Origin of the sequence: Cryobacterium sp. Sr8, from assembly GCF_004403225.1 — a bacterium.
GTDB lineage: Bacteria > Actinomycetota > Actinomycetes > Actinomycetales > Microbacteriaceae > Cryobacterium > Cryobacterium psychrotolerans.
The window spans coordinates 73,161-95,282 of the sequence record NZ_SOHO01000058.1 but is presented as its reverse complement, the minus strand read 5'-3'; the positions used below and the strand labels follow the sequence as shown (position 1 = coordinate 95,282).

The window sequence follows — 22,122 nt, the reverse complement described above, 5'->3', positions numbered from 1 at the left end:
GCTGTAATAGATCCTGCCACGAGTGCTTCCACGGTAGCCATCGAGATGCCTAGCCGGCCAGCCAGTTCGTGTAGGCCGTAACCATTTCGTCATGGTTCTCTGCCCACCAGGCGTTGTCCAGCTTGAAGGCATCCTTGACTCTTTCAGGCGTGGTCGTCACGAAGGATTGAGCCAGCTCGTCCAACTTCGGCTTGGAATCCGTGTTTACGGGACTGTATGAGGTCAGTTCGGTGAGCTTGGCCTGTTGCTCGCTCCCGAGGTAGTAGTTGATCATTGCCATTGATGCTTTCGGGTTTTTAGCGCCAATAGGGACAGCGAGGGCGTCAGCCTCGGGCATCCACTGGTCCCACATCGGCGCGTACGCCGCGCCGTTCTTCACCGCAGAGTACGCGCGACCACTCCAGACCAGCGCCATGTCAACCTGACCCGATTCGAGCAGCTGCTGGGACTGGGCGCCGGTCGACCAGAACACGATGTCCTTGCGGATCGACGCCATCTTCTTCATGGCGCGCTTCTCATCGATCGGGTACATGGCGTCGGCGGAAACACCATCGGCGAGCAAGGCACCTTCAAAGACACCCGGGTCGAGGTCGCCAGTACCGCCCTCGATCCCTCGCTTGCCAGGGAACTTCTTGGTGTCGTAGAAATCGGCCCAACTGGTCGGAGGGTTGGCTCCATACTTCTTGGTGTTGTACATGACGATCATGCCGTAGCTCATCGCCGGCACCGAGCACTTGTCTGTAAGCAGGCCGGCCGGGATCTTGCTCGTGTCCACGATGCTGGTGTCGAGCGGCATGAACAATTTGCCGCACTGTTGGGCTGCGAAGACGTTCGTGGTGTCGACAACGTCCCATGTCACATTTCCTGAGGTGACCTGCGCCTTCAGCTTGGCATTGTCAGTGGGCCCGTCCTGAAGGATTTTCGCGCCTGAAGCAGCACCAAACGGAGAGATGGCTGCGGCGACTTGGCCATCCTGGTAAATACCCCCGTAGGAAACGAAGGTCAGGGTCTGGCCCGTCAAGGCATTTGCCTTGACAGACCCAGAGACCGCCGCTCCGCTCCCGAGATCGACTGGTTTAGCAGGTCCGCCGCCACCTGCGGTACAGGCGGCTAGAAAGAGTGAGCCTGCGGCGACGGTGGCGATGGCACCGACCCGGACACTCCAGGTTGATTTCGCGATTTTCATTTTTTCTCCTTGTGAGCTTCGTTGCGTTTCAGGATGAGGACTCGGCGGTTCCCGTGTTGACCAGAATCAGTCGCTGAGACTTAGGGGGCTCCGAGGGTTGGTGGGCTGATGATCCAAATGACCTCTGCCGGTTCTGAGTTGGTGTTGCGGACCGAGTGGAGCGTCGACGTGCGGTACTCGGCGCTGTCGCCACGGTTCAGTTGGTACTCAGCGCCAGCCAGTTCCAATGTCACGCTGCCGGAAATGACAACAAGCATTTCCTGAACATCGCCGTGAGTGTACGCATCGCCCGAGTTTCCGCCGGGAAGGAAGTCAGCGACATACACCTCCAGATTGCGCAGTGGCTTCTGAGACAACAGGTACTTCGAGGTCAGGTTGCTGGTGTGAATCTCCGGACGGTGTTCGCGCCGCAATACTTTGGGTCTCGTGACGTCATCGTCAGTGAAGAGGTCAGGCAGAGTGATTCCCAGTCCTTCCGCCAGCTTGCGAAGGGTCCCAACGCTGGCGTTGGCCTGGCCTCGCTCAAGTTGGCTCAGGAAGCCCGGTGAGGTATGAGCGAGCAGGGCAAGCGCGCGCAAGCTCATGCGGCGAGCGAGTCGAAACTCGCGGATACGCGCACCCAGCGTTTCCTCCGGCGTCAACTCGCCCGCGCCTGGTACGCCATCGATCATGCGAACATCCGATCGGCCCAAAGAAACAATGTGTTATTTCCTAGCGAACGAAATGTTCGTTGGGACTGAATTTAGGCGCGCCGATGGTCGGGTGTCAAGGAACTTTTTGTTTCCTTGAGTGGAGGTCGCGGATCCGGCGTCCAGATCCCGGGTGAGAGACTCTGCCGGACCCTTGGCCAACGATTTGACACGTTCCATCTCCGGCATGTACCGTCAGCCCGTTCTCATCAACTTGATCGACGAAGGAGTCGCTTTGGCAGAAACGCATGCTTTGCGCAGGAACGCGCTGGGCCTGGGCGGGGCGGTCATCATGTCCGCTGCGCTCATGGGTCCCGCGGTGTCCGTGTACTTCAATCCGCAGGTGGTGGCGGCCAACGCCGGGGCTGCGACGCCGCTCGTGTTCGTCCTGGCGCTTGTGGTCATGCTCGTCCTGGCGAGCAGCATCATGGAGATGGCACGTACTTTTCCTGGTGCTGGATCCTTCTACACCTACGTATCGCGCGGGATCGGCGCCCGCAGCGGTTTCGTCACGGGTGGCCTCATGTTCATTGCCTATGGCCTGCTCGTGCCCGCGGAACTCGCGCTGATCGGCACCTATGCTGAAGGCATCCTGGCCGGCTACGGCGTGCACATTTCCTGGATCGTCATCTCCGCTGCCTTCCTCGTGCTCATGGTTTTCTTGTCGTTTCGCGGCATCACCGGTTCGCTGAAGACCGCTGCGATCCTCTTCGTCGTTGAAGTTGCGGTGATCGTGCTCCTCAGCGCAATTGTGCTGGCCCAGGGCGGCGCGCACGGCCTGACGCTGGAGCCGTTGTCGCCTGCTTCGTCGCCAAACGGTCTCTCCGGATTGGCGCTCGGCATGGTGTTCGGCATCCTGTCCTTCGTGGGTTTCGAGGCCGCCACCACCCTCGGCGAGGAAGTGCGCAATCCGCACCGGAATATCCCGCGCGGCATGTTCCTGTCGCTGCTGCTCGTCGGTGCGATCTACCTGTTCACGACCTACAGCGAGATGATCGGCTTCGGTACCGATGGCGTCGGCAAGCTCGTCAAGGACGCCGCACCGTTCAACACCCTCGCGGCAACGTACGCACCGTGGCTGGAGCTTCTGATCGGCCTGGCCGGCGTCTCGAGCATTTTCGCCGTAACCATGAACGCCAACAATGGCGTCGTTCGCATTCTCTTCGCGATGGGCAGAGAGGGCATGCTGCCGCCCGTGCTCGGACGCATCCATCCCGTCCACCGCACGCCGGCGAACGCGATCTGGTTGCAGGCGGCCGTCGCTGTCGTGTTCACCTTTGGTGTCGGGCTCCTGGCCGGGCCGTTCAATGCCTATATCTACCTCGGATCGATCCTGACCCTCGCGATCATTCCCGTCTACATCCTCACCAACATTGCGTGCATGCGTCATTTCAGTGGCCCCGGCCGGGCCGAACGGACCCTCTGGCGGCACGTCGTGCTCCCCGTCCTCGGCATCCTGCTCCTCGGGATACCGATCTACGGGCAGGTCTACCCGGTGCCGCCGGCTCCGCTGAACACGTTCCCCTACATCGTGTTGACACTCATCGCCGTCATGGCAGGCATCGCGTTCGTCCTCGGTCGAAAGCGTCCTGAACTGCTCAAGCGGGCAGGCGCAGTCCTCGCCACCGGAGGCGTAGACGACGCAGTGCTGGAACAGGACTCGGCACCGGTAGGCTCCGGAGCCCGATGAGTCGCTCGTTGACACTCGGCACCGCCGAAAGGATGGTGGCCGTCGCCCGGGAGCGCGCCGAGCAACTGGGCGTGCTCGTGAGCATCGCCGTCGTCGATCGAGGTGGCCACCTGGTTGCCTTCGCACGCATGAACGGCGCGGAGATCGCCGGTCCGACGCTGGCAGTCGACAAGGCATTCACGTCCGTGGCGCATAGCGCGCCCACCGCTGAGCTGGCCCTCCTGGCGGCCCCCGGTGGGCCGCTCTTCGGCCTGCAGGCGAATGGTGGCGGGCGCTACGTCATTTTCCCGGGCGGCGTCCCTTTCCGGGAGAAGGACCTGATCGTCGGCGGGATCGGCGTCAGCGGCGCAACTGCGCCAGAGGATGCTTCCTGCGCTGAGGCATCCGCGGAATGGTTCCGCGCGATGACCGGGGAATCCCGACAGGCTCGGCCACCGGAAGCCGACCGGTAATACAGAAAGGCCCCCGATTTCTCGGGGGCCTTTCTTGTTCACCTGGGCACCGCTCCCGACGTTCCGTCGTTGGCTCCTCCGCCCAGGCCGCAGTCCGTGAACGCGATGACGCGCTCCCGCCCGACGAGCGTGGCGAGACGCTGGATGCGGTCGGCAACGAGTTCCCCGCGTCAACCACCGCGACATCCGGAAGCCCGAAGCGACGAACCGCTCAGCCAGAGCTGGATGGCCCGCCGACGAGGCGCCGATTGTTGTGCCAGTCGACCCAGCTCTCGCGCCGACGTTGGCCCTTCTCGCTGGTTCGGACCGCACCTGTTCGACGCGCGACCAGACGTCGCCCGTCAACTCACGGACTGCGCAAGACAGCGTGGCACTCGGCGTGGTTCCGCGGTGCCACTTATACTGCTCAAATTGATCAATTCATCGCCTAGTGAATCGGACGACATGTGAAACTCCAGATTGCAGTGCTGCAGACGGCCGGCGTGCCCGGCGACGTCGAGAAGAATCTCGCCGAGTTGAGGGCGACGGCGCGCGCGGCGGTAGCGGATGGCGCCGACCTGCTCATCACCCCGGAGCTGTTCCTCACGGGCTACAATATCGGCCCGCTCGTCCACGAACTGGGGCGCACCGATCTGACGGCCGCCGCTGCGGAGGTCGCTCGCGAGGAGCGGATCGCCCTCATCGTCGGCCTGCCGCTGTTCGAAGACGGGCACCTCTACAACGTCGCTGTGTTCATCGACGAAACCGGCGAGGTCAAGAACACCTATCGAAAGACCCACCTGTTCGGCGAACTCGACCACACCTATTTCACCGCGGGAAACGATCTCGTCTCGATGGTGGAGTTCCGCGGAGTGCGAATCGCGACTCTCATTTGTTACGACGTCGAGTTCCCTGAACCCGTGCGCGCCGCCGCCGCCGCCGGCGCCCACCTGATCGCGGTGCCAACGGCGCAGATGGCACCGTTCGAGTTCATCGCCGAGCAGGTCGTGCGCGCTCGCGCCTGGGAGAACCAGGTCTACGTCGCCTACGCCAACCATGACGGGCACGAGCTCACCCTCTCCTATGTGGGACGTAGCCGCATCGTCGATCCGTTCGCGCAGGTGCTCGACTCGGTCGAGCACGGCACACGCACGCTCACCGCGACGATCGACACCGAGGTCGTGGATGAAGCGCGACGCGCCAACCCCTACCTCGACGACCGTCGTTCAGACCTCTACGAGACGCCCCAAGTTTCCCCAGCACCGGCATCCGCCGTCGATCGTGACTCCACCCAACAGATAAGGACAGCATGACTACTCACGTTCCCACCAAGGCCCGAGCGACTCCGACGGGCCAACTCTCCGGCAGGTTGGGTACCGGCGGAATCGTCTTCATGGTGATAGCCGCCGCGGCACCGCTCACCGTGCTCGCCGGCAACGTGCCTCTCGCGGTCGGCATCGGCCCTGGCGTCGGCGCTCCCGTGGGGTTCCTGATCGCCTCCCTCGTCCTGCTCCTCTTCGCCGTCGGATTCGTCACGATGACTCCCCACGTGAAGGAAGCCGGGGCGTTCTTCGCCTATGTGACTCTCGGCCTCGGCAAACGGGCCGGGATGGGGATCGCCCTCGTGGCGCTCGTTGCCTACACGGCCATTCAGGTCGGCGTCTACGGCTTCCTCGGCTGGGCGGCGAACGACCTCGTGACCTTCTACGGAGGACCAGAGCTGCCGTGGTGGCTGTACGCGCTTGTCACAATCGCGATCGTCGCGGCGCTCGGCTATCGGCACATCGAACTGAGCGCGACGGTGCTCGGAATCGCACTTGTGCTCGAGATCGCGGTCGTCGTCGTGATGGACGCCGCGATCTTCATCAGCGGAGGAGCGGAGGGCATCTCCCTGACCTCGTTCACCCCCGAGGCCGTGTTCTCCGGGCCGCTCGGTGTCGCCGTGCTGTTCGCTCTCACCGGGTTCATCGGGTTCGAGGCGACCGCGGTCTTCCGTGACGAAGCTCGTGACCCGGAGCGCACCATTCCCCGAGCCACCTACCTCGCGGTGCTCATCATCGGCATCTTCTACACAATCTCCGCTTGGGCAATGATCCTGGCCGACGGGCCGAGCAACGCGGTCGACGTAGCAAAGCGCACGCTCGCCGGCGAAGGCAACATGCTGCTCGACACGGCCCAGCTGTACATCGGCGGGACCCTGCGCGACATCATGCAGGTGCTGCTCATCACGAGCCTGTTCGCCTGCGTGCTGTCGTTCCACAACGTCATCGCGCGCTACCAGTTCGTGCTCGCCCGGAAGAGCCTCCTGCCGGCGGGCCTCGGGCGGGTGCACCCCAAGCAGCACTCTCCGGCGGTCTCGTCGATCACGCAGTCGATCACGGCTCTCGTGCTCGTCACGGTGTTCGCCATCGTCGGACTTGACCCCCTCGTCGGCGTCTTCGGTTCGATGGCAGGCGTCGCGACGGTCGGCATGGTCATCCTCATGCTGACCACCTCGATCGCGGTCGTCGTGTTCTTCGCGCGCCACCGCGACCTGGCTCCTGGCCGGCTGTGGACGACGCGCATCATTCCGGTGGTCGCTGTTCTTGCGCTCACAGTCAGCATGTGGCTCGTCCTCTCGAACTTCACCCTCGTGACGGGCTCCAGCGTGGCGGTCAGCGTGATCCTCGGGCTCATCCCTGTCGCGGCGCTGGTTGCCGGCGCCATCATCGGCCAGCGACGGGGAAGGAACGACGCCGAAGTCGATTCGGAGGCCACCTCGACCATCGCTACCAAGGGGATCTGAGCCTTGATACGCTGAGGGCGTGAGCGCAGCCAAAGGAGTACCTTCTATGCTGCCTCCCGCCCTCAGCGCCGGTGCCGTCGGGACGATCCGGCGAACGAGCGCCGTCGACACGGTCCGTGCCCGCATCTCGCTCGCCGCGGACCTCGGCCTCCTCTCTCCGGGTGAGCGCCTTCCCACCGCCGCCGACATGGCGGCGGGACTCGAGGTGAGCGAGATCACGGTGCGCCGGGCCCTCACCGAGCTGCAGCGCGCGGGAGTCGTCGAGCGCAGTCGAGGGCGGGGCGGGGGAACCTACCTCGCGAAGAACCCGCCGCGAGACGCGGTGCCGCAAACCGCCGCCTACCGCGCCGACGCCGATCGGGTGCGGCAGCTCATTGACGAGAGGCGCGTGCTCGAGGCCGGTTTCGCGCACCTTGCGTGCGAGCACCGCACCGAGGCCGACCTCGCCGCGATGGATGCCGCCATCGGCGAGATGGCGGCGACGGAGTCCTGGGCCAGCTTTCGCCGCGGCGACGAGGCCTTCCACCTTCGCGTGGCGTCCGCAGCCGGCTTGTCGAACGTACTTCCGCTTTATCGACGCACACTCGCGGACCTCCACTCCTACTTCCTGCCTTATCCGATCGCCTACCTGCACGAGAGCAACGAGGATCACCGGGTCATGCGCGATGCGATCGCCGCCCGAGACAGGGTCGCGGCCGCGGATGCCGTGATGATGCACGTGGCCGACCTGCATCACAGCATGTACATCGGGCTTAACAGACCCGAGTAGTGGGGCCTGCGCCCACTGGCTCGAACACGGTCATCGGCGCTGCTCGCCGGGGGCGAGCTCATCGGTGTCTCTCTGTTTGAGTCGCTACGACAAATCGTGGCGCGCGAGGAACTCGGCAATAATCGGGATGGTCAACTCGGGCTTTTCGAGATGTGGAGTGTGGCTTGTGCCCGGAATCTTTCGGTACTCGACATCGGGGATGAGTTCACGACTGGCGCGCACCACTTCATCAGTTGCCTCATCGAATTCACCATGCAGGACCAAGGTCGGCACCGAGATTCTGAACAGCTGGTCATCCATGTCCCACGAACTGAGCGAACCGGTCACATTGAACTCACTGGCACCGATCATCGTGCCGTACACCGTCGGAAACTGCACGGCCAGATCGTAGGTTCTCTGCATGCCCTCTGGCCAGGGATCGAGCCGGCAAAGGTGCCGACGGTAGAAGGCCAGCGTGGCTTCAGCGTATTCCGGAGTGTCGGTGGCTCCCGCTGCCTCACACGCGTCAAGAACCTGTCGGACACCGTCTGGAAGGCCATCGCGCAGCTTGCCGAGCTCGGCCGCCCAGGTGGACATCGACGAAGGCGAATCGGCAAGGATGAGCGACGCGAGTTCTTTGGGACGCCGCACGGCGTACTCGATTCCAAGCATCCCGCCCCACGATTGGCCGAGGAAGTGCATCCCTGCGCCAAAACTCAGGTGCTTGATCACTTCATCGAGCTCGGCAAGGAAGAGAGCTGGCGTCCAGAATCCAGTGTCGCCCCCATACTCGGGGAGGTGAGTCGAGTTGCCATTGCCCAGCTGGTCATAGAGAACGACCTGACGGCCGCTTGAGGCGAGCGCCTGGAGGGGAAGCAGATAGTCGTGCGTCATCCCCGGCCCACCGTGGGCAACCAGCAAAGGAAGCCGGCCAGCGGCACCCTCTCCAAAAGAGGCGAACCAGGTCTTGTACCCGGCCCACTCGACGAAACCCTGACGAATCATAAACTCACTCCACGCGAAGCCGGGATGAAGTCCCCGTCTGCTGCCGTCCCGGGATCTTTTCCAGCGTCTGCCCTACGTGCCGTCCCATTAGAGCAGCGCACCTTGCGCCATCGCGTGCGCAGAGAGCAAAGCAGATTTTTTCATACTATTACCACGAGCCAGTTGCCCGGGTAACGACGACGGACGAGAAATACCAACGGATTCGGCGCCGCAGACTGATCATCTGCCGTCCCATGATCAGCGAGAACATAAAGGACGATGCAAAGAAGCAAGTCAACAGTGAGCCAGGCGCCGTACGGTCCGTCGTCGCGACCGCTAATGGCACAACCCTTACACGGACACCTTCCCTCACGGAGTGATACGAGCTGACAAGGCGACACCGTCAGGGTCAGACGAGACCGGCGGCCCACCGCTGAGAACGTAGAGGTCCCGCGACAGGACCAAATACTGCACGAGAGGGCAAACCACCCAGCATTCGAGACTATCCGACGCGCGCAAAAACGCCCGAAACAGCCCGGGTCACCTCCGGGACTAAGAATTCGCCGCCATGAATGGCCGCGATAACCGCAGAAACAAGAAATCGCTCCTGAGAATCCTCAGGAGCGATTTCTTTTTGTTTCGACCGGACCGTTTGCGAACGGCCCTTCTATTCTGTGGGCTGTTCGCGAAATCCGTCAGGGCGCGGATCGTCGGTGACTGTCGAACTCTATTTCCTCCGCAGCCCTCATTCTTTTCCTCCAGCGCTGCCGGGCCTAACCACTGACTCGGTTCGGGCCGAGCGCGAGGCGCGAATTCAGTGGTTCCAAAGCTGAGGCTGGGCGTCATTTTCAGAACTCGTTTCCACCAGTGTCGACCTTGCCCCGACCACCAGTCCCGGCGTTCACGCCTCAATCTCGGGCCACGGAAGTCACACCCGTTCGAAGACGGCGGCGAGACCCTGTCCACCGCCGATGCACATCGTTTCGAGTAGGAACCGGCCCTCGGTGCGCTGCAGGTGCCGGGCGGCCGTTGCCAGGATGCGCGCACCGGTGGCTCCCACCGGGTGCCCGAGGGAAATACCCGAGCCGCTCACATTGGTGCGATCCCAGTCGGCGTCCGTGAAGTCCCACTCGCGGGACACCGCGAGAACCTGGGCGGCGAAGGCCTCGTTCAGTTCGATCAGGTCGATGTCTGCGAGCGTGAGACCGGCGCGCTGGAGAGCCTGGGCGGTGGCGGGCACCGGGCCCAGGCCCATCCGAGATGGGTCAACACCTGCGCGTGCCCATGACCTGAGCCGCAAGAGGGGCGTAAGGCCGAATTCGGCCGCGCGCTCCGGCGTGGTCACAATGCACCCGGCGGCCGCGTCGTTTTGACCGCTTGCGTTTCCGGCGGTGACGGTGGCTGCCGCATCCGTTTTCCCCAAAATCGGCTTGAGCGCGGCAAGCGCCTCGAGGGTCGTCTCCCGCGGCGTCTCATCCACCGAGACCACGACGGGTCCTTTGCGGCCGGGCACCGTGACCGACACGATCTCCTCGACAAAACGCCCTTCGGCAACCGCGGCGAGGGCACGTTGTTGGGAGCGCACGGCGAGTTCGTCCTGTTCGACGCGATCGATGCCGTAATCCCGGCGCAGGTTCTCGGCGGTTTCGAGCATGCCGCCCGGCACCGGGAAACGCCGACCGCCCGCTGTTTCCCGGCCACGGCCGAGGGCATCGCTCAGGAGAATGCCGACGGTTCCGCCCACACCCCACCGCGAATCGACGGTATAAAAGGGGGCCTGGCTCATCACGTCGACGCCACCGGCGATAGCGAGGTCACTGATACCCGTCTGCACCTGCATCGCGGCGTCGAGCACAGCCTGCAAGCCGCTGCCGCACCGGCGGTCCACCTGCACGCCGCCGACGGTCACCGGCAGTCCGGCGTTCAGGGCGGCGACCCGGGCCACCGGGGCGGCCTCGGCCGTGGGATACGCCTGCCCGAAAATCACATCGTCGACGAGGGCACCGTCCAGGCCTGTGCGTTCGATAAGCGCGGCGATCACGGCAGCGGCGAGATCGGCCGGCGCCACAGTCTTGAAAGCGCCGCCGAAACGGCCGATGGGGGTGCGGAGCGGCTCGCAGATGACGACCTCGCGCAGCGGGGTCATGCTGCGATCGGTTCCGTGAGCAGCGTGCGAGTGGTCAGCGGCGGATCCGGCACGAGCAGGGTCGCCTCGGTCGCCGCCTGCACCTCATCAACCGTGACGCCGGGCGCGACCTCGCGCAGCACGAGACCCTCCGGGGTGACGTCGATCACGGCGAGGTCGGTGATGATGCGGGTGACGACGGCCTTGCCGGTGAGCGGCAGGTCGCAGACCTTCTTGATCTTGAACTCAGCGGTCCTGGTCACGTGTTCCATCACGACGATCACGGTCTCAGCGCCGTGCACGAGGTCCATCGCGCCGCCCATGCCCTTGATCATCTTGCCCGGCACCGCCCAGTTGGCGATGTCGCCCACGACCGACACCTGCATGGCACCGAGCACGGCGACGTCGATCAGGCCGCCGCGGATCATGCCGAAACTCTGCGCCGAGTCGAAATAGGCGGCACCGGGGTTGACCGTGACGGTCTCCTTCCCGGCGTTGATGAGCTTGGGATCTTCCTCGCCCTCCCACGGGTAGGGGCCCACGCCGAGAACACCGTTTTCGGAGTGCAACACGACGTGCACGCCCTCGGGGAGAAAATTCGGAATGAGCGTCGGCAGACCGATGCCCAAATTGACATACGAGTCGGGGGTGAGTTCCTGCGCGGCGCGGGCCGCCATCTCATTACGCGTGAGGGCCATCAGTTCTGTCCTTCCGACGACGTCGGCCGCGGCCGCGTCGTCGTCTTCTCGATCGGCAGGTCGGCAGCATCCACCGCGCCGAGCTGCACGATCCGGTTCACATAAATGCCGGCGAGGTGCACCTGATCGGGGTCGATCTCACCCGGTTCGACCAGCTCGTCGACCTCGGCAATGGTGATGCGACCGGCCATCCCGGCGACCGGGTTGAAGTTGCGGGCCGACTTCTCGAACACGAGGTTGCCGTGCCGGTCGCCCTTCGCGGCGCGCACGAGGGCGTAATCGGTGACGATGGCCTCTTCGAGCACGTACTCCTGCTCACGACCGAGCGAGGAGAACCGCCGCGTGTCCTTCGGCGGGCTCGACACCGTCACCTCGCCGTCTGCGCCGTACCGCCACGGCAGGCCGCCGTCGGCGACCATGGTGCCGACGCCGCTCGCGGTGTAGAACGCCGGAATTCCGCTGCCGCCGGCGCGCAGCCTTTCGGCGAGCGTGCCCTGCGGGGTGAGTTCGACCTCGATCTCACCGCCCAGGTAACGACGGGCAAAGTCCTTGTTCTCGCCAATGTATGAGGCGATGACCCGGCTGATGCGGCCCTCGCGTAACAGCTCACCCAGCCCCCAGCCATCGACACCACAATTGTTCGACGCGACATGCAGGTTGGTGCTGCCGAGTGCGAGCAGCGCGCGAATGAGCACGATCGGCACACCGACCAGGCCGAACCCGCCGACGGCGAGCGAAGCACCGTCGGGGATGTCGGCCACGGCGGCCGCGGCGGAGGGATAGGTCTTGTCCATGGTGCTTGGGTCCTTTAGCTCGGCCGAATGGCGGTGTCGTCGGGAGTGTCGGCGGCCGCGTCGAGCCCGGCGAAGGTCTCGCGGGCCACAGCGAACGCGGCGTTGGCGGCCGGCACGCCCGCGTAGATCGCGGTGTGCAGAATGGCTTCGCTGATCTCGGCGCGGCTTAGCCCGTTGGTCAGGGCGGCCCGAACGTGCATCGCGAGCTCGCCCTCGTGCCCGCCGGTGACAAGCGCGGCGATGGTGAGAAAGCTGCGGGTGCGCCGGTCGAGGCCAGGCCGCGTCCACACTTCGCCCCAGGCGTAGCGGGTGATGAAGTCCTGAAACGCCGCTGTTTCGGGGGTGATCGCGGCGGTGGCCGCGTCGACGTGCTTGTCGCCGAGCACCGCGCGGCGCACCAGCATGCCGTCGGCATACGCGGACGCTGCGGTGCGGTCAGCCGCACGAGGCTCTGCCGGTCGCGGTGCGGACGACTCGCCCGCAGAAGCCCCGGCGGCTCCGGCCTGGGCTGAAGCAGCACCAGCCGAAGCGCCGGCCACCCACTCCCCCAGCAGCGCGCCGACCTCGATCGGCTGTTCCAGCGACGGCAGGTGCGCGGCGCCGGCGATCTGAACGGCCCGGGCGCCGGGAATGCGGCTGGCCAATTCCTCGAGTTGCGCGGTCGGCGTCACGGTGTCGAACTCGCCCGAGACGCACAGCACCGGCGTGCGGATGCCGGCGACGGCATCCGTTTGATCGAAAACAGCCAGTGCCTCACAGGCGAGCGCGTACGATTCGTCGTCGATGTCGAGCAGTTGGTCGAGCGCATGCGACCCGGCCTTGGGGTTGCGGCCGAGAAAGTCGGGGGCGAACCAGCGGGCCGCGCTACCGGCCACGAGCGAGGGGGTGCCGCTCGCGCGTACGGCGGCGGCACGGTCGGTCCAGGCGTCGGCCCTGCCGATTTTCGCGCCGGAGCAGAACACAGCCAGGCTCGCGAGGCGGGTGGGGTGGGTGACGGCGAGGGCGAGGCCGATGGCGCCGCCAAAGGAGATGCCGGCATAGTGAAATCGGTCCACGCCGATCGAGGCGACCAGACCGACGACGGCGTCGGCGAGCTCCTCAATCGTGAACGATGAAGCGGCTCGCGGGCTGAAACCGTGCCCGGGCAGGTTGAAACGGAGCACCCGGTGCGTCGCGGCGAGAGCGGGCACGACGCCGGCCCAGAGGTCTGCCGTGGTGCCGAGCGACGGGCCGAGCACGATGAGCGGCGGGTTCACGTCGCCGTTGGCAGCCGGCTCGATGGTGCAGCGGATGACAGGCTGGCTCATGGAATCCTCACGTCGTTGGTGGAAAGCGTTCCTGCTTCGACGACAGCTTCTGCCGCCCACAAGGCATCCGCTCGCTGCCGAAAGCTGCGCACGACGCGGTCGATACCGGCCGCCGACTGCCCGGGCTGTCCCTCATAGTCGAAGGCCGCCCAGATCTGCGCATGCAATGCGTCGGAACCGCCCTCGGCGATCAGGATGCTCGCGAGTACCACCTGCAGCGGCCGGTTGGTCGCGAACGCCTCCTGCGAGGCGCGTTCGACCAGCGCGAAGGCGGTGGTCTTTCCGACGGTCTCGGCCAGAATCGTGGTGACCCGCTCGCTGAACACGAGTCCGTCGGTGAGGTCGAGGTTGGCGCGCATCCGATCCGGGTCGACGTCGAGGCGAGCGGCGAGCGACGCGGCGCCGGTCACGGCCGACAGTGTGAGCCGTTCGAGCACCCGCAGCGACTGCCATTCGGCATGCCACGCCCCGCTCGGACGCTGGTCCTCGGCCAGCATGCTGCCATAGAGAGTGGATGCGAGACCCGGCGTCTGCAGCGCCGCCGCCGTGATCAACACGGCCGAGACCGGGTTGCGCTTGTGCGGCATGGCACTGGATCCGCCCTGGCCGGGGGCGAGGCGTTCGCTCACCTCGGCGATTTCGGTGCGGGAGAGCACCGACACGTCGAGGGCGAAGGTGCCCGCGATGCCGGTCGCGGCGGCCAGCACGGAGGCGAGTTCGGAGATGACGACCCGATTGGTGTGCCAGCTCAGGCGCGGCACGACCAGGCCGACGTGCTGGGCGAACCGTTCGAGCACGGTGTCGAGCACGTCGGCGGCCAGCGTTTCGCTGCGCCGGGCGCGGGCGATTTCGGTGAGCACGGCGAGGTTACCGACCGCTCCGCCGAGCTGTATCGGCAGCGTGTCGCGAATGCCCTCCAGCCGCGTGACGATGAGCAACACGGCGTCGAGCCAGCCGGCGGCGACGAAGCCGAAGCTGGTCGGCGAGGCCTGCTGGCCGAGGGTGCGGCCGCTCATCACGGTGCCGCGGTGCTGATCGGCCAGGTCGGCGAAGGTGGCGCCGAGGGTATCGAGCTGATGAACGAGTTCGTCGAGCACCGTGCGGGCGACGATCATGGCCGCCGTGTCGAGAATGTCCTGGCTGGTCGCGCCGACGTGCAGGTGGTCGGACGCCCCGGCGCGCACCTGCTCGGCCGCCCGGCCGAGGTGTTTCACGAACGGAATCACCGGGTTGCCGCCGTTGCGGGCTTCGGCGGCGATCGCGCCGAGGTCGAACTGGCTCGCGTCGGCGAGCGCGGCGCAGACGGCCAGCATCCACTCGGGAGCAAGCCCGGCGTCGACGAGCGCACGGGTCAGCGCCAGCTCGGCGTCGACCATGGCCTGCAGCCAGGCCTGGTCGCTGGTCAGCTCGGATTCCCGCGTGCCCTGGCTCAGCGGGTTGAGCAGCCCGGCATCAAAGGTGTGCTCAGGCATCGAAATCCAGGAAGACGGTCTCGTTCTCGCCCTGCACCCGAATATCGAAGCGGTACGACTCGGCTCCCCCGACGACTCCCTCGGAAACGCAGATGAGTGTGCTGCGGCGGTCGGCCGGGACCGCGCTGAGCACGGCGTCGGTGGCGTGCAGCGCGGAATCCTCGGCGAAGTAGGCCCGGGTGAACAGGTGGTGGGTGACTCCGCGGGCGAACAGGGTCACGAGAATGTACGGTGCTGCTGCCCCGGCGGCCCCCGGCTTGAGCGTCGTGAAGGTGTACTGGCCGGCGATCGTCGTGGCGCAACGGCCGAACCCGGTGAAGGTGAAGCCGTCGCGGTCGAGGCTGCCGAGTTCTCGGCTGAGCGCGCCGCTTTCGTCGGCCTGCCAGATCTCGAGCAGGGCGTCGAGAATCGGCTCGCCGGCGCCGTCGGTGACGGTGCCGTGAAAGCGGATGGCGCGGGGGTGGTATCCGGGAACCAGTTCCGGCCCGCCGACATAGGGCAGGGCGTAGCCGTAGAACGGGCCGATCGTCTGCGAGGGGGTCTGCAGGGATCGTTTCTGCGCGGGCGTCTGCCCGGCAGCTGCGACCGATACTTCGGCGAGGTCAGTCATGGGCTTCTTCGCTTTCCATCCAGGTGGACTTCGGCCCGGTGAGCACGATGTCCCAGGTGTAGCCGAGTGAGAACTCGGGCACGCTCAGGCTGTGGTCGTATTGCCCGATCAGGCGGGCGCGGGCATCCGCATCGGCAATCGACTGGTAGATCGGGTCCAGCGCGAACAACGGGTCACCCGGAAAATACATCTGGGTGATCAGGCGCTGCGTGAACGCGGTGCCGAAGAGCGAAAAGTGGATGTGGGCGGGTCGCCACGCATTCATGTGGTTCTTCCACGGGTAGGGCCCGGGCTTGATGGTGGTGAACGAGTATTCGCCCATGGAGCCGGTGATGGCCCGGCCGACTCCGGTGAAGTTGGGGTCGAGCGGCGCCGGGTGCTGGTCACGTTTGTGCACGTAGCGTCCGCCGGCGTTGGCCTGCCACAGTTCGATCAGCTGGTGCCGCACCGGGCGGCCCTCGCCGTCGAGCACGCGGCCGCTCACGGTCATCCGCTCGCCGATCGGCTCGCCGGCGTGCTGAATGGTGAGGTCGCTCTCGAGCACGTTCACGTCGGTGTGGCCGAAGGCCGGCGACACCCGTTCGACCTCTTCCGGGTCGACGCGCACGAGCTCGTGGGTGGGGTGCCGCAGTAGGGAACTGCGGTACGGGGCGTAGTCGCGCCGCGGCTGCAGCTCGGGCGAGCCGCCGGCGGCGACGCGGGCGGCGGCATCCGCTTCGATCGCTTCGATCTCGGCGGTGATCTCGTTCTGGCTCGCCGGACCGGTGCCCGGGCGAGGGGTCGTGTGGCTCATGATGTCCTCGTTATCTATCGCGCAGTTCAGTGGTTAGAGCAGGAGGCCGGTGTACTGCTCGGCGAGCATGCGCTGGGCGAGCGGTGAATGGGTGACGTAGTCGAGTTGGCCGAGCTGGCTGCGGTAGTCGAAGGCGCCGGTCTGCAGGTCGCCGGGGCTGGTGTGCAGCATCTCGGTCATCCAGCGGGAGAACTGCTGCACCCGCCACTGACGGGCCAGCGCGGTCTCGCTGTAGCTGCCGAGGAGCGTCTCGTCGTCGGCGTAGAACGCGGTGAGCGCCGCGGCGAGCTGGGTGACGTCGGAGATGGCCGAATTGAGGCCCTTCGCTCCGGTCGGCGGCACGATGTGACCGGCGTCGCCGACCAGAAACAGGTTTCCGTAGGCCAGACGCGAGGCCACAAAGCTGCGCATCGGCGTGATCGATTTGTCGGTGATCGGCCCTTCGTTCAGGGTCCAGCCGGGGGTGCCCAGCCGGGTCTGCAGGGCTTCCCAGATGCGGTCGTCCGACCAGTTCGCAATGGAGTCGGCCGGATCGACCTGCAGGTACAGGCGGGAGACCACCGGTGAGCGCATGGACAGCATCGCGAAGCCGTCTTCGTGCAGCGCGTAGACGAGCTCGTCCGAAGACGGCGCGACGTCGGCGAGAATGCCGAGCCAGGCGTAGGGGTAGCTGCGGTCGAACAGGGTGATCTCGTCGGTGGGGATCGAGGCACGGCAGATGCCGTGGAAGCCGTCGGCGCCCACCACGAAGTCGGCGTCGATGGTGTGCGCTTCACCGTCGTGCACAAAGGTCACGCTCGGGTTCCTGGTCGTGAGGCCGTCGACGGAAACGTCGGAGGCTTCGTAGTAGATCGTCGAGCCGGCGGCGGAGTGCACGGCGACGAGGTCTTTCACCACCTGCTGCTGCCCGTAGACCGTGACCGTTCGGCCGATCAGCTCATTGAAGTTCACGTTGTGGCGCTCGCCCGCATACTGCAGAAAGATTCCGTCGTGCTGCAACCCCTCGGAGGCGAGGCGGTCCCCCACCCCGAGTCGGGTGATCGTTTCGACCGAGCCCTGCTCCAGAACGCCGGCGCGGATACGGCCGAGCACGTACTCCTGCGAGCGGTTTTCGACCACGATCGAGTCGATGCCGGCGTGGCGCAGAGCCCAGCTCAGGAGAAGGCCTGCGGGACCGGCGCCGATGATGGCGACGCGGGTGGTTTCGTGGGGCACAGGTTCTCCTAGCGACGATGAAAGGGGGTGATCTGACCAGTGTGCTGCGCTGGGTGAGGGGACGGTGAAATGTTTCCACTCAGTGAAAGTGTTGACAATCTGTCGAGGATTACTACCGCTGGGCGCGCCGATACCCGAGGGCCCGGCTGACCCCCTGCGCGGCCAGGCGCACGGCCTGTTCTTGCTCCGGATCCACCGTGTCAATGGTGCGAGTGACAATCGAGACTGCAGCGACGACCTGGCCGGTGCGGTCACGAATGGGAGCGGCCAGGGAACTCGACCCGGCCGTCATCTCCTCCGACAAGCGGGCAATCCCCGTCAAGCGAATTTCGGCCAGCCGCTTGCGCACGGCGTCTGGTTCGGTGACGGTATGCGGCAGAAAGCGTTGCAGCCTCGTGGCGAGGTATTGCTGCACCACGTCGGTGGGGGCGTAGGCCAGCAATACCAGGCCGACCCCGGTCGAGTGCAGCGGGAGGCGCGCCCCGACCCGGGAAATCAGCCGAACCGCGTGGTGACCCGACAGTTTCTCGAGGTAGAGGGCATCGCGGCCGTCGAGAATGGCGAGGTGCACATGTTCGCGCGTCGTCTCATAGAGGTCTTCCAGATACGGCAACGCGATGGTGCGCAGGTTGCGTGCGGTGGGCGTCTGCACGCCGAGCTCCCACAGCTTCATTCCGAGTGAGTACTGGCCGTTTTCGTGCTTGCTCAGGCCGCCCCAACTCACCCATTCGGCCACCAGCCGATGCGTGGTGGATAGCGGGAGGCCGGCCCGTTGGGCGATGGCAGTCAGGGTGAGCGTGAGCGACGTCGCCCCGGCGGGAGCCGCGAAGGCATCCAGGATGGCGAAGAGTCGGGCCGCGACGGAACGGTCGTCGACGACGCCGACCTCGTCGCTCGACCGCTTTTGTGCTGGTTTTCCACTCATCACCCGACACGCTATCCGGTTCACCCCAGAACTTCCACTGGGCGGAAGCTGATCGGTTCTCGGCGAAATCGATGACTACTCTCCAATCAGAACCAGACAGCCATTCGTTTACTGTCGACGATCGATTCAGCCCACGCTGCGTCTCGCAGCAACCACCAGCACGTGCACCGCCCACACAATGGAGTGAAAATGAAGAAATCGCTAATGATCGGACTTGCCGCGGCATCCGTCATCGCCCTCAGCGCCTGTTCGGCCGGCTCAGACACCGCCCCCGCCGGCAGCGACGCCCTCGTCCCCGTCACGGTCGGCGTCATCCCTATCGCCGACACCGCTCCGCTCTACCTGGGCCTCGATCAGGGATTCTTCGAAGATGAGGGGCTGGATCTCACCGTTGAGACCGCCACCGGGGGCGCCGCCATCGTGCCGGCCGTCGTGAGCGGCGACTACCAGTTCGGCTTCAGCAACCTCGGCTCGCTCATGGTCGCCAACGACAAGGGCCTGCCGCTCAAGCTCGTTAATGCGGCCGTGGCCTCAACCGGAGACGTCACGAGCGACATGGGTGCCCTCATCGTCAAGGGCGATTCGCCCATTAAGACCCTCGCCGACCTGAACGGCAAAACCGTATCGACCAACAGCCTGAACAATCTCCTCGATACCGTTGCCCGCAGCACGATCGACAGCGCCGGTGGCGACTCGTCGACCATCTCATTCGTGGAAATTCCGTTCCCGGATGCCAGCGCGGCCGTGGAAAACGGTCAGGTCGACGCGGCCTTCGTTGTTGAGCCGTTCGTGACCGCAGCCGTGGACAACGGCAACCGAGTTCTGTCCTACGACTTCGCTGAATTTGCTGACAAGCTCGATATTGCAGCATATTTCTCCTCTGCCGCAACCGTCGCCAACGACCCTGAGCTCGTGACCAAGTTTCAGGCCGCGATGACGAAGTCGCTCCAGTACGCTCAGGCCAACCCGGACGCCGTGCGCGCCATCATCGCGACCTACACCAAGACCCCGGCCGAGGTGCTCGCGAAGATCGTGCTTCCGACCTACCCGACCGAGTTCAACGTGCCGGCCGTCACGGCGCTCGGCGAAGCTGCCCTCAAGTACGGCGTGATCGAGAAAGCGCCCGACATGAGCACGTTCCTGCCGTAACCCAGCACCCCTACCCGCACCGACCACAAGGAAGTGGCTTGCCAGAATGAGAAAACAACGTCCTGCTGCCGGGCCTCAAGCGAAAGCTTTGGGCTTGGGCATCAGCGGAATAATCCTGTTCTTCCTGATTTGGGAAGCCACTCCGCGGCTGGGGTTTGTCAGCGACCGCTATCTGCCCCCGGCGAGCGAGGTGCTCGTGCGACTCGGACAGTACCTCACTGAGGCGGCGTTCTGGAGGGACGTCGCCGACACCATGACGAGCTGGGCCTTGGGCCTCGCCATCGCCACCGTCGCGGCGATCGTCGTGGGCCTCATCATCGGCTCGAGCCGGTTTCTACGCCGGGCCAGCCACACCACCATCGAGTTTCTGCGCCCGATCCCCTCGGTCGCACTCATCCCGCTCGCCGTTCTGATCTTCGGCACCAGCATTGAGTCCACCCTGCTGCTCGTGGTGTACGCCTCGTTCTGGCAGGTACTGCTGCAACTGCTCTACGGCATTGCCGACGTGGATGCCGTCGCCAACGACACGGCGAAGAGCTACGGTCTCGGACGGCTCGCGCGGGTGCGCTATGTGATCTGGCCCACCGCCCTGCCCTACCTGATGACCGGGCTGCGCCTCGCGGCCGCCGTCGCCTTGATCCTGGCGATCACTGCCGAGCTCATCATCGGCACCCCAGGGCTCGGCAAGCAAATCGCCCTCACCCAGGCCGGCGGTGCCATCTCCTCGATGTATGCCCTCGTGCTGGCCACCGGCATGATCGGCGTGCTCATCAACCTCGCCGCTCGCATCATTGAAAAATGGGTGCTGTCCTGGCATCCCTCCGTGAGAGGAGAGGTCGTCCTGTGAGTCCCCTCAAGCGCGTGGCCTATTTCTTCGGCCTGCCCATTCTGCTCATCATTCTCTGGTGGGCCCTCTCGTTCGGCTCCACGAACTTCTTCGTGCCGAAACCCGTCGAACTCGCCCAGACCCTGTGGACGACGTGGATCGGTGACCGGTTCTTCGACGACGTGCTGCCGAGCATCGGCCGCCTCGCGGTCGGCCTGTTCTGCGCGATCGGACTCGGCATCGTGCTGGGGCTGCTCATCGGCTCCATCCGCTGGTTGCGCAACCTGCTCGAACCACTGCTCGAGTTCTTTCGGGCCATCCCGCCGCCCGTGCTCGTGCCTCTGCTCATGCTGCTTATCGGTGTGAACGACAGTATGAAGGTCGCCGTCATCATCTCCGGCGCGATCTGGCCGGTGCTGCTGAACACCGTCGAAGGCGTGCGCGCGGTCGACTCGGTGCTGAACGACAGCTGCCGCAGCTATGGAATTCGAGGCTTTGCGCGCATCCGTTATTTTGTGCTTCCCGCGGTCACCCCGCAGATCATGGCCGGAGTGCGGCAGTCGCTGTCGATCGGGCTGATTCTCATGGTGATCAGCGAGATGTTCGCCTCCTCCTCGGGACTCGGATTCACGATCGTGCAATTCCAGCGCAACTTCTCCATCCCCGAAATGTGGAGCGGCATCGTCGTGCTCGGCCTGATCGGTTTGGGCCTGGCCCTCATCTTCCAATTCGTCGAACGACGGGTACTGCACTGGTACCACGGTCTGAAGGAGATCACTCATGACAGTTAGCGACACCACCATGAACCAGCCCGTCAAGACTGTGCCGATGCTCTCGGTGCGCGGCCTGCAGAAGATCTACAAGGTGCCTGGCGGCGAGGTCGAGGCCGTGCGCGACCTCACCTTCGATCTGGCCGCGGGCGAGCTGGTCTGCCTGGTCGGGCCGTCGGGTTCGGGCAAGACGACCCTGCTCAAGTGCATCTCGGGCTTGATGGAACAGACCAGCGGCACCGTCGAACTGGCGGGCAGCAGGGTCACCGGCCCGCCCAAGTCGATGGCGGTCGTCTTCCAGGAATATGGGCGCAGCCTGTTCCCCTGGATGACCGTGCGCGCCAACGTGGAACTGCCGCTGAAAAACCAGAAGGTTCCCAAGGCCGAACGGGCCGCGCTCGTCGACGCCGCGCTCAAGTCGGTCGGACTCGACCACGTGCCGAAGAGCTATCCCTGGCAGCTGTCCGGCGGCATGCAGCAGCGCGTCGCCATCGCCCGGGCTGTCGCCTACCGCCCGCAGGTGCTGCTGATGGATGAGCCGTTCGCGGCCGTCGACGCGCAGACCCGCGCCGACCTGGAGGACCTCATCCGCACGATCTGGAAAGAGCTCGGCGTGACGATTCTGTTCGTCACCCACGACATCGACGAGTCGGTGTATCTCGGCGAGCGCGTCATCGTGCTCTCGAGCTCACCGACGGTGGTGCAGGAAGACCTCAAAATCGACCTGCCCGCCGAGCGCGACCAGCTGAACACCCGCGCCCTCCCCCGTTTCATGGAACTGCGCTCGCACGTATACGCGGAGATCCAACGTGCCAAGGCCGGCCCCATCACCGGGCAGATCCCCGCCCAGCGCGGGGCTTCGCTCAGATAGTCAGCCACAATAAGCGGATGCCCCGGCGCAAGTCGCCGGGGCATCCGCTTTCTC

General features: G+C 65.3%; 21 protein-coding genes. 9 read left to right on the top strand and 12 right to left on the bottom strand.

Features of this window, described 5'->3' with window-relative positions:
* Positions 1-49: 49 nt before the first annotated feature.
* Together E3T54_RS12215 and E3T54_RS12210 are read right to left on the bottom strand one after the other, a co-directional pair.
* A complete protein-coding gene (locus E3T54_RS12215) occupies positions 50-1,186 on the bottom strand; it encodes an ABC transporter substrate-binding protein (protein ID WP_134475920.1) in 1,137 nt (378 codons plus the stop codon).
* A gap of 80 nt (positions 1,187-1,266) precedes the next feature.
* On the bottom strand, positions 1,267-1,857 hold the full coding sequence (locus tag E3T54_RS12210) for a helix-turn-helix domain-containing protein (protein WP_134475919.1): 591 nt from the start codon (positions 1,855-1,857) through the stop codon (positions 1,267-1,269).
* A gap of 253 nt (positions 1,858-2,110) precedes the next feature.
* Between E3T54_RS12210 and E3T54_RS12205 the strand changes: the two genes are divergently transcribed.
* The 5 genes from E3T54_RS12205 to E3T54_RS12185 all read left to right on the top strand — a co-directional run bounded on the left by E3T54_RS12205 (position 2,111) and on the right by E3T54_RS12185 (position 7,550).
* A complete protein-coding gene (locus tag E3T54_RS12205; protein ID WP_166804913.1) occupies positions 2,111-3,565 on the top strand; it encodes an APC family permease in 1,455 nt (484 codons plus the stop codon).
* 8 nt (positions 3,566-3,573) lie between these two features.
* The gene (locus E3T54_RS12200; protein WP_198414484.1) at positions 3,574-4,017 is read left to right on the top strand and encodes a heme-binding protein; all 444 of its coding nucleotides are present in this window, start codon (positions 3,574-3,576) and stop codon (positions 4,015-4,017) included.
* A 446-nt stretch (positions 4,018-4,463) separates the two neighbouring features.
* Positions 4,464-5,309, top strand: coding sequence for a carbon-nitrogen hydrolase family protein (locus E3T54_RS12195; protein ID WP_134475916.1), 846 nt, complete (start codon positions 4,464-4,466; stop codon positions 5,307-5,309).
* Complete coding sequence (locus tag E3T54_RS12190) at positions 5,306-6,781, top strand: APC family permease (protein WP_092324409.1); 1,476 nt, start codon at positions 5,306-5,308, stop codon at positions 6,779-6,781. The genes E3T54_RS12195 and E3T54_RS12190 overlap by 4 nt, the downstream gene beginning before the upstream one ends.
* 46 nt (positions 6,782-6,827) lie before the next feature.
* The gene (locus E3T54_RS12185) at positions 6,828-7,550 is read left to right on the top strand and encodes a FadR/GntR family transcriptional regulator (RefSeq protein WP_134475915.1); all 723 of its coding nucleotides are present in this window, start codon (positions 6,828-6,830) and stop codon (positions 7,548-7,550) included.
* An 84-nt stretch (positions 7,551-7,634) separates the two neighbouring features.
* On the opposite strand, the gene E3T54_RS12180 is transcribed toward E3T54_RS12185, so the two are convergent.
* The 10 genes from E3T54_RS12180 to E3T54_RS12135 form a co-directional block, all read right to left on the bottom strand.
* The gene (locus E3T54_RS12180) at positions 7,635-8,534 is read right to left on the bottom strand and encodes a proline iminopeptidase-family hydrolase (protein WP_134475914.1); all 900 of its coding nucleotides are present in this window, start codon (positions 8,532-8,534) and stop codon (positions 7,635-7,637) included.
* Positions 8,535-9,441: 907 nt separating this feature from the next.
* Positions 9,442-10,659 carry an acetyl-CoA C-acetyltransferase gene (locus E3T54_RS12175; protein ID WP_241977203.1) on the bottom strand — a complete coding sequence of 406 codons (1,218 nt, stop codon included), beginning with the start codon at positions 10,657-10,659 and terminating at the stop codon, positions 9,442-9,444.
* On the bottom strand, positions 10,656-11,336 hold the full coding sequence (locus E3T54_RS12170; protein ID WP_134475913.1) for a 3-oxoacid CoA-transferase subunit B: 681 nt from the start codon (positions 11,334-11,336) through the stop codon (positions 10,656-10,658). The genes E3T54_RS12175 and E3T54_RS12170 overlap by 4 nt, the downstream gene beginning before the upstream one ends.
* Complete coding sequence (locus E3T54_RS12165) at positions 11,336-12,130, bottom strand: CoA transferase subunit A (RefSeq protein ID WP_134475912.1); 795 nt, start codon at positions 12,128-12,130, stop codon at positions 11,336-11,338. Before E3T54_RS12165 ends, E3T54_RS12170 begins: the two co-directional genes overlap by 1 nt.
* A 14-nt stretch (positions 12,131-12,144) precedes the next feature.
* Positions 12,145-13,437, bottom strand: coding sequence for a 4-carboxymuconolactone decarboxylase (pcaC, locus tag E3T54_RS17735; RefSeq protein WP_134475911.1), 1,293 nt, complete (start codon positions 13,435-13,437; stop codon positions 12,145-12,147).
* Positions 13,434-14,909 (bottom strand): lyase family protein, encoded by a 1,476-nt coding sequence (locus E3T54_RS12155; protein WP_134475910.1) that lies wholly within the window; start codon positions 14,907-14,909, stop codon positions 13,434-13,436. Before E3T54_RS12155 ends, pcaC begins: the two co-directional genes overlap by 4 nt.
* Positions 14,902-15,519: a protocatechuate 3,4-dioxygenase subunit alpha gene (gene pcaG / locus E3T54_RS12150; RefSeq protein ID WP_134475909.1), complete on the bottom strand. Its 618-nt coding sequence runs from the start codon at positions 15,517-15,519 to the stop codon at positions 14,902-14,904. The genes E3T54_RS12155 and pcaG overlap by 8 nt, the downstream gene beginning before the upstream one ends.
* On the bottom strand, positions 15,512-16,312 hold the full coding sequence (gene pcaH / locus E3T54_RS12145) for a protocatechuate 3,4-dioxygenase subunit beta (protein ID WP_134475908.1): 801 nt from the start codon (positions 16,310-16,312) through the stop codon (positions 15,512-15,514). The genes pcaG and pcaH overlap by 8 nt, the downstream gene beginning before the upstream one ends.
* 33 nt (positions 16,313-16,345) lie before the next feature.
* The gene (locus tag E3T54_RS12140) at positions 16,346-17,527 is read right to left on the bottom strand and encodes a 4-hydroxybenzoate 3-monooxygenase (protein WP_134475907.1); all 1,182 of its coding nucleotides are present in this window, start codon (positions 17,525-17,527) and stop codon (positions 16,346-16,348) included.
* Between the two features lie 112 nt (positions 17,528-17,639).
* Complete coding sequence (locus E3T54_RS12135; protein ID WP_134475906.1) at positions 17,640-18,452, bottom strand: IclR family transcriptional regulator; 813 nt, start codon at positions 18,450-18,452, stop codon at positions 17,640-17,642.
* 189 nt (positions 18,453-18,641) lie between these two features.
* On the opposite strand from E3T54_RS12135, the gene E3T54_RS12130 reads away from it, so the two are divergent.
* The 4 genes from E3T54_RS12130 to E3T54_RS12115 are packed head-to-tail and all read left to right on the top strand — an operon-like array spanning position 18,642 to position 22,068.
* Positions 18,642-19,601, top strand: a complete 960-nt coding sequence (locus tag E3T54_RS12130) for an ABC transporter substrate-binding protein (RefSeq protein ID WP_134475905.1) — start codon at positions 18,642-18,644, stop codon at positions 19,599-19,601.
* Positions 19,602-19,647: 46 nt separating this feature from the next.
* On the top strand, positions 19,648-20,448 hold the full coding sequence (locus E3T54_RS12125; protein WP_134475904.1) for an ABC transporter permease: 801 nt from the start codon (positions 19,648-19,650) through the stop codon (positions 20,446-20,448).
* The gene (locus E3T54_RS12120; RefSeq protein ID WP_241977201.1) at positions 20,445-21,218 is read left to right on the top strand and encodes an ABC transporter permease; all 774 of its coding nucleotides are present in this window, start codon (positions 20,445-20,447) and stop codon (positions 21,216-21,218) included. The genes E3T54_RS12125 and E3T54_RS12120 overlap by 4 nt, the downstream gene beginning before the upstream one ends.
* Entirely contained in the window at positions 21,208-22,068 is an 861-nt protein-coding gene (locus tag E3T54_RS12115) for an ABC transporter ATP-binding protein (protein WP_134475902.1), read from the top strand. The genes E3T54_RS12120 and E3T54_RS12115 overlap by 11 nt, the downstream gene beginning before the upstream one ends.
* Positions 22,069-22,122: the final 54 nt, after the last annotated feature.

Excerpts from the sequence above, each read along its gene's own strand:
- E3T54_RS12215 (WP_134475920.1), bottom strand. The coding sequence starts at position 1,186 with ATGAAAATCGCGAAATCAACCTGGAGTGTCCGGGTCGGTGCCATCGCC.
- E3T54_RS12210 (WP_134475919.1), bottom strand. The coding sequence starts at position 1,857 with ATGATCGATGGCGTACCAGGCGCGGGCGAGTTGACGCCGGAGGAAACG.
- E3T54_RS12190 (WP_092324409.1), top strand. The coding sequence starts at position 5,306 with ATGACTACTCACGTTCCCACCAAGGCCCGAGCGACTCCGACGGGCCAA.
- E3T54_RS12185 (WP_134475915.1), top strand. The coding sequence starts at position 6,828 with ATGCTGCCTCCCGCCCTCAGCGCCGGTGCCGTCGGGACGATCCGGCGA.
- E3T54_RS12180 (WP_134475914.1), bottom strand. The coding sequence starts at position 8,534 with ATGATTCGTCAGGGTTTCGTCGAGTGGGCCGGGTACAAGACCTGGTTC.
- E3T54_RS12175 (WP_241977203.1), bottom strand. The coding sequence starts at position 10,659 with ATGACCCCGCTGCGCGAGGTCGTCATCTGCGAGCCGCTCCGCACCCCC.
- E3T54_RS12170 (WP_134475913.1), bottom strand. The coding sequence starts at position 11,336 with ATGGCCCTCACGCGTAATGAGATGGCGGCCCGCGCCGCGCAGGAACTC.
- E3T54_RS12165 (WP_134475912.1), bottom strand. The coding sequence starts at position 12,130 with ATGGACAAGACCTATCCCTCCGCCGCGGCCGCCGTGGCCGACATCCCC.
- pcaC (WP_134475911.1), bottom strand. The coding sequence starts at position 13,437 with ATGAGCCAGCCTGTCATCCGCTGCACCATCGAGCCGGCTGCCAACGGC.
- E3T54_RS12155 (WP_134475910.1), bottom strand. The coding sequence starts at position 14,909 with ATGCCTGAGCACACCTTTGATGCCGGGCTGCTCAACCCGCTGAGCCAG.
- pcaG (WP_134475909.1), bottom strand. The coding sequence starts at position 15,519 with ATGACTGACCTCGCCGAAGTATCGGTCGCAGCTGCCGGGCAGACGCCC.
- pcaH (WP_134475908.1), bottom strand. The coding sequence starts at position 16,312 with ATGAGCCACACGACCCCTCGCCCGGGCACCGGTCCGGCGAGCCAGAAC.
- E3T54_RS12135 (WP_134475906.1), bottom strand. The coding sequence starts at position 18,452 with ATGAGTGGAAAACCAGCACAAAAGCGGTCGAGCGACGAGGTCGGCGTC.
- E3T54_RS12130 (WP_134475905.1), top strand. The coding sequence starts at position 18,642 with ATGAAGAAATCGCTAATGATCGGACTTGCCGCGGCATCCGTCATCGCC.
- E3T54_RS12125 (WP_134475904.1), top strand. The coding sequence starts at position 19,648 with ATGAGAAAACAACGTCCTGCTGCCGGGCCTCAAGCGAAAGCTTTGGGC.
- E3T54_RS12115 (WP_134475902.1), top strand. The coding sequence starts at position 21,208 with ATGACAGTTAGCGACACCACCATGAACCAGCCCGTCAAGACTGTGCCG.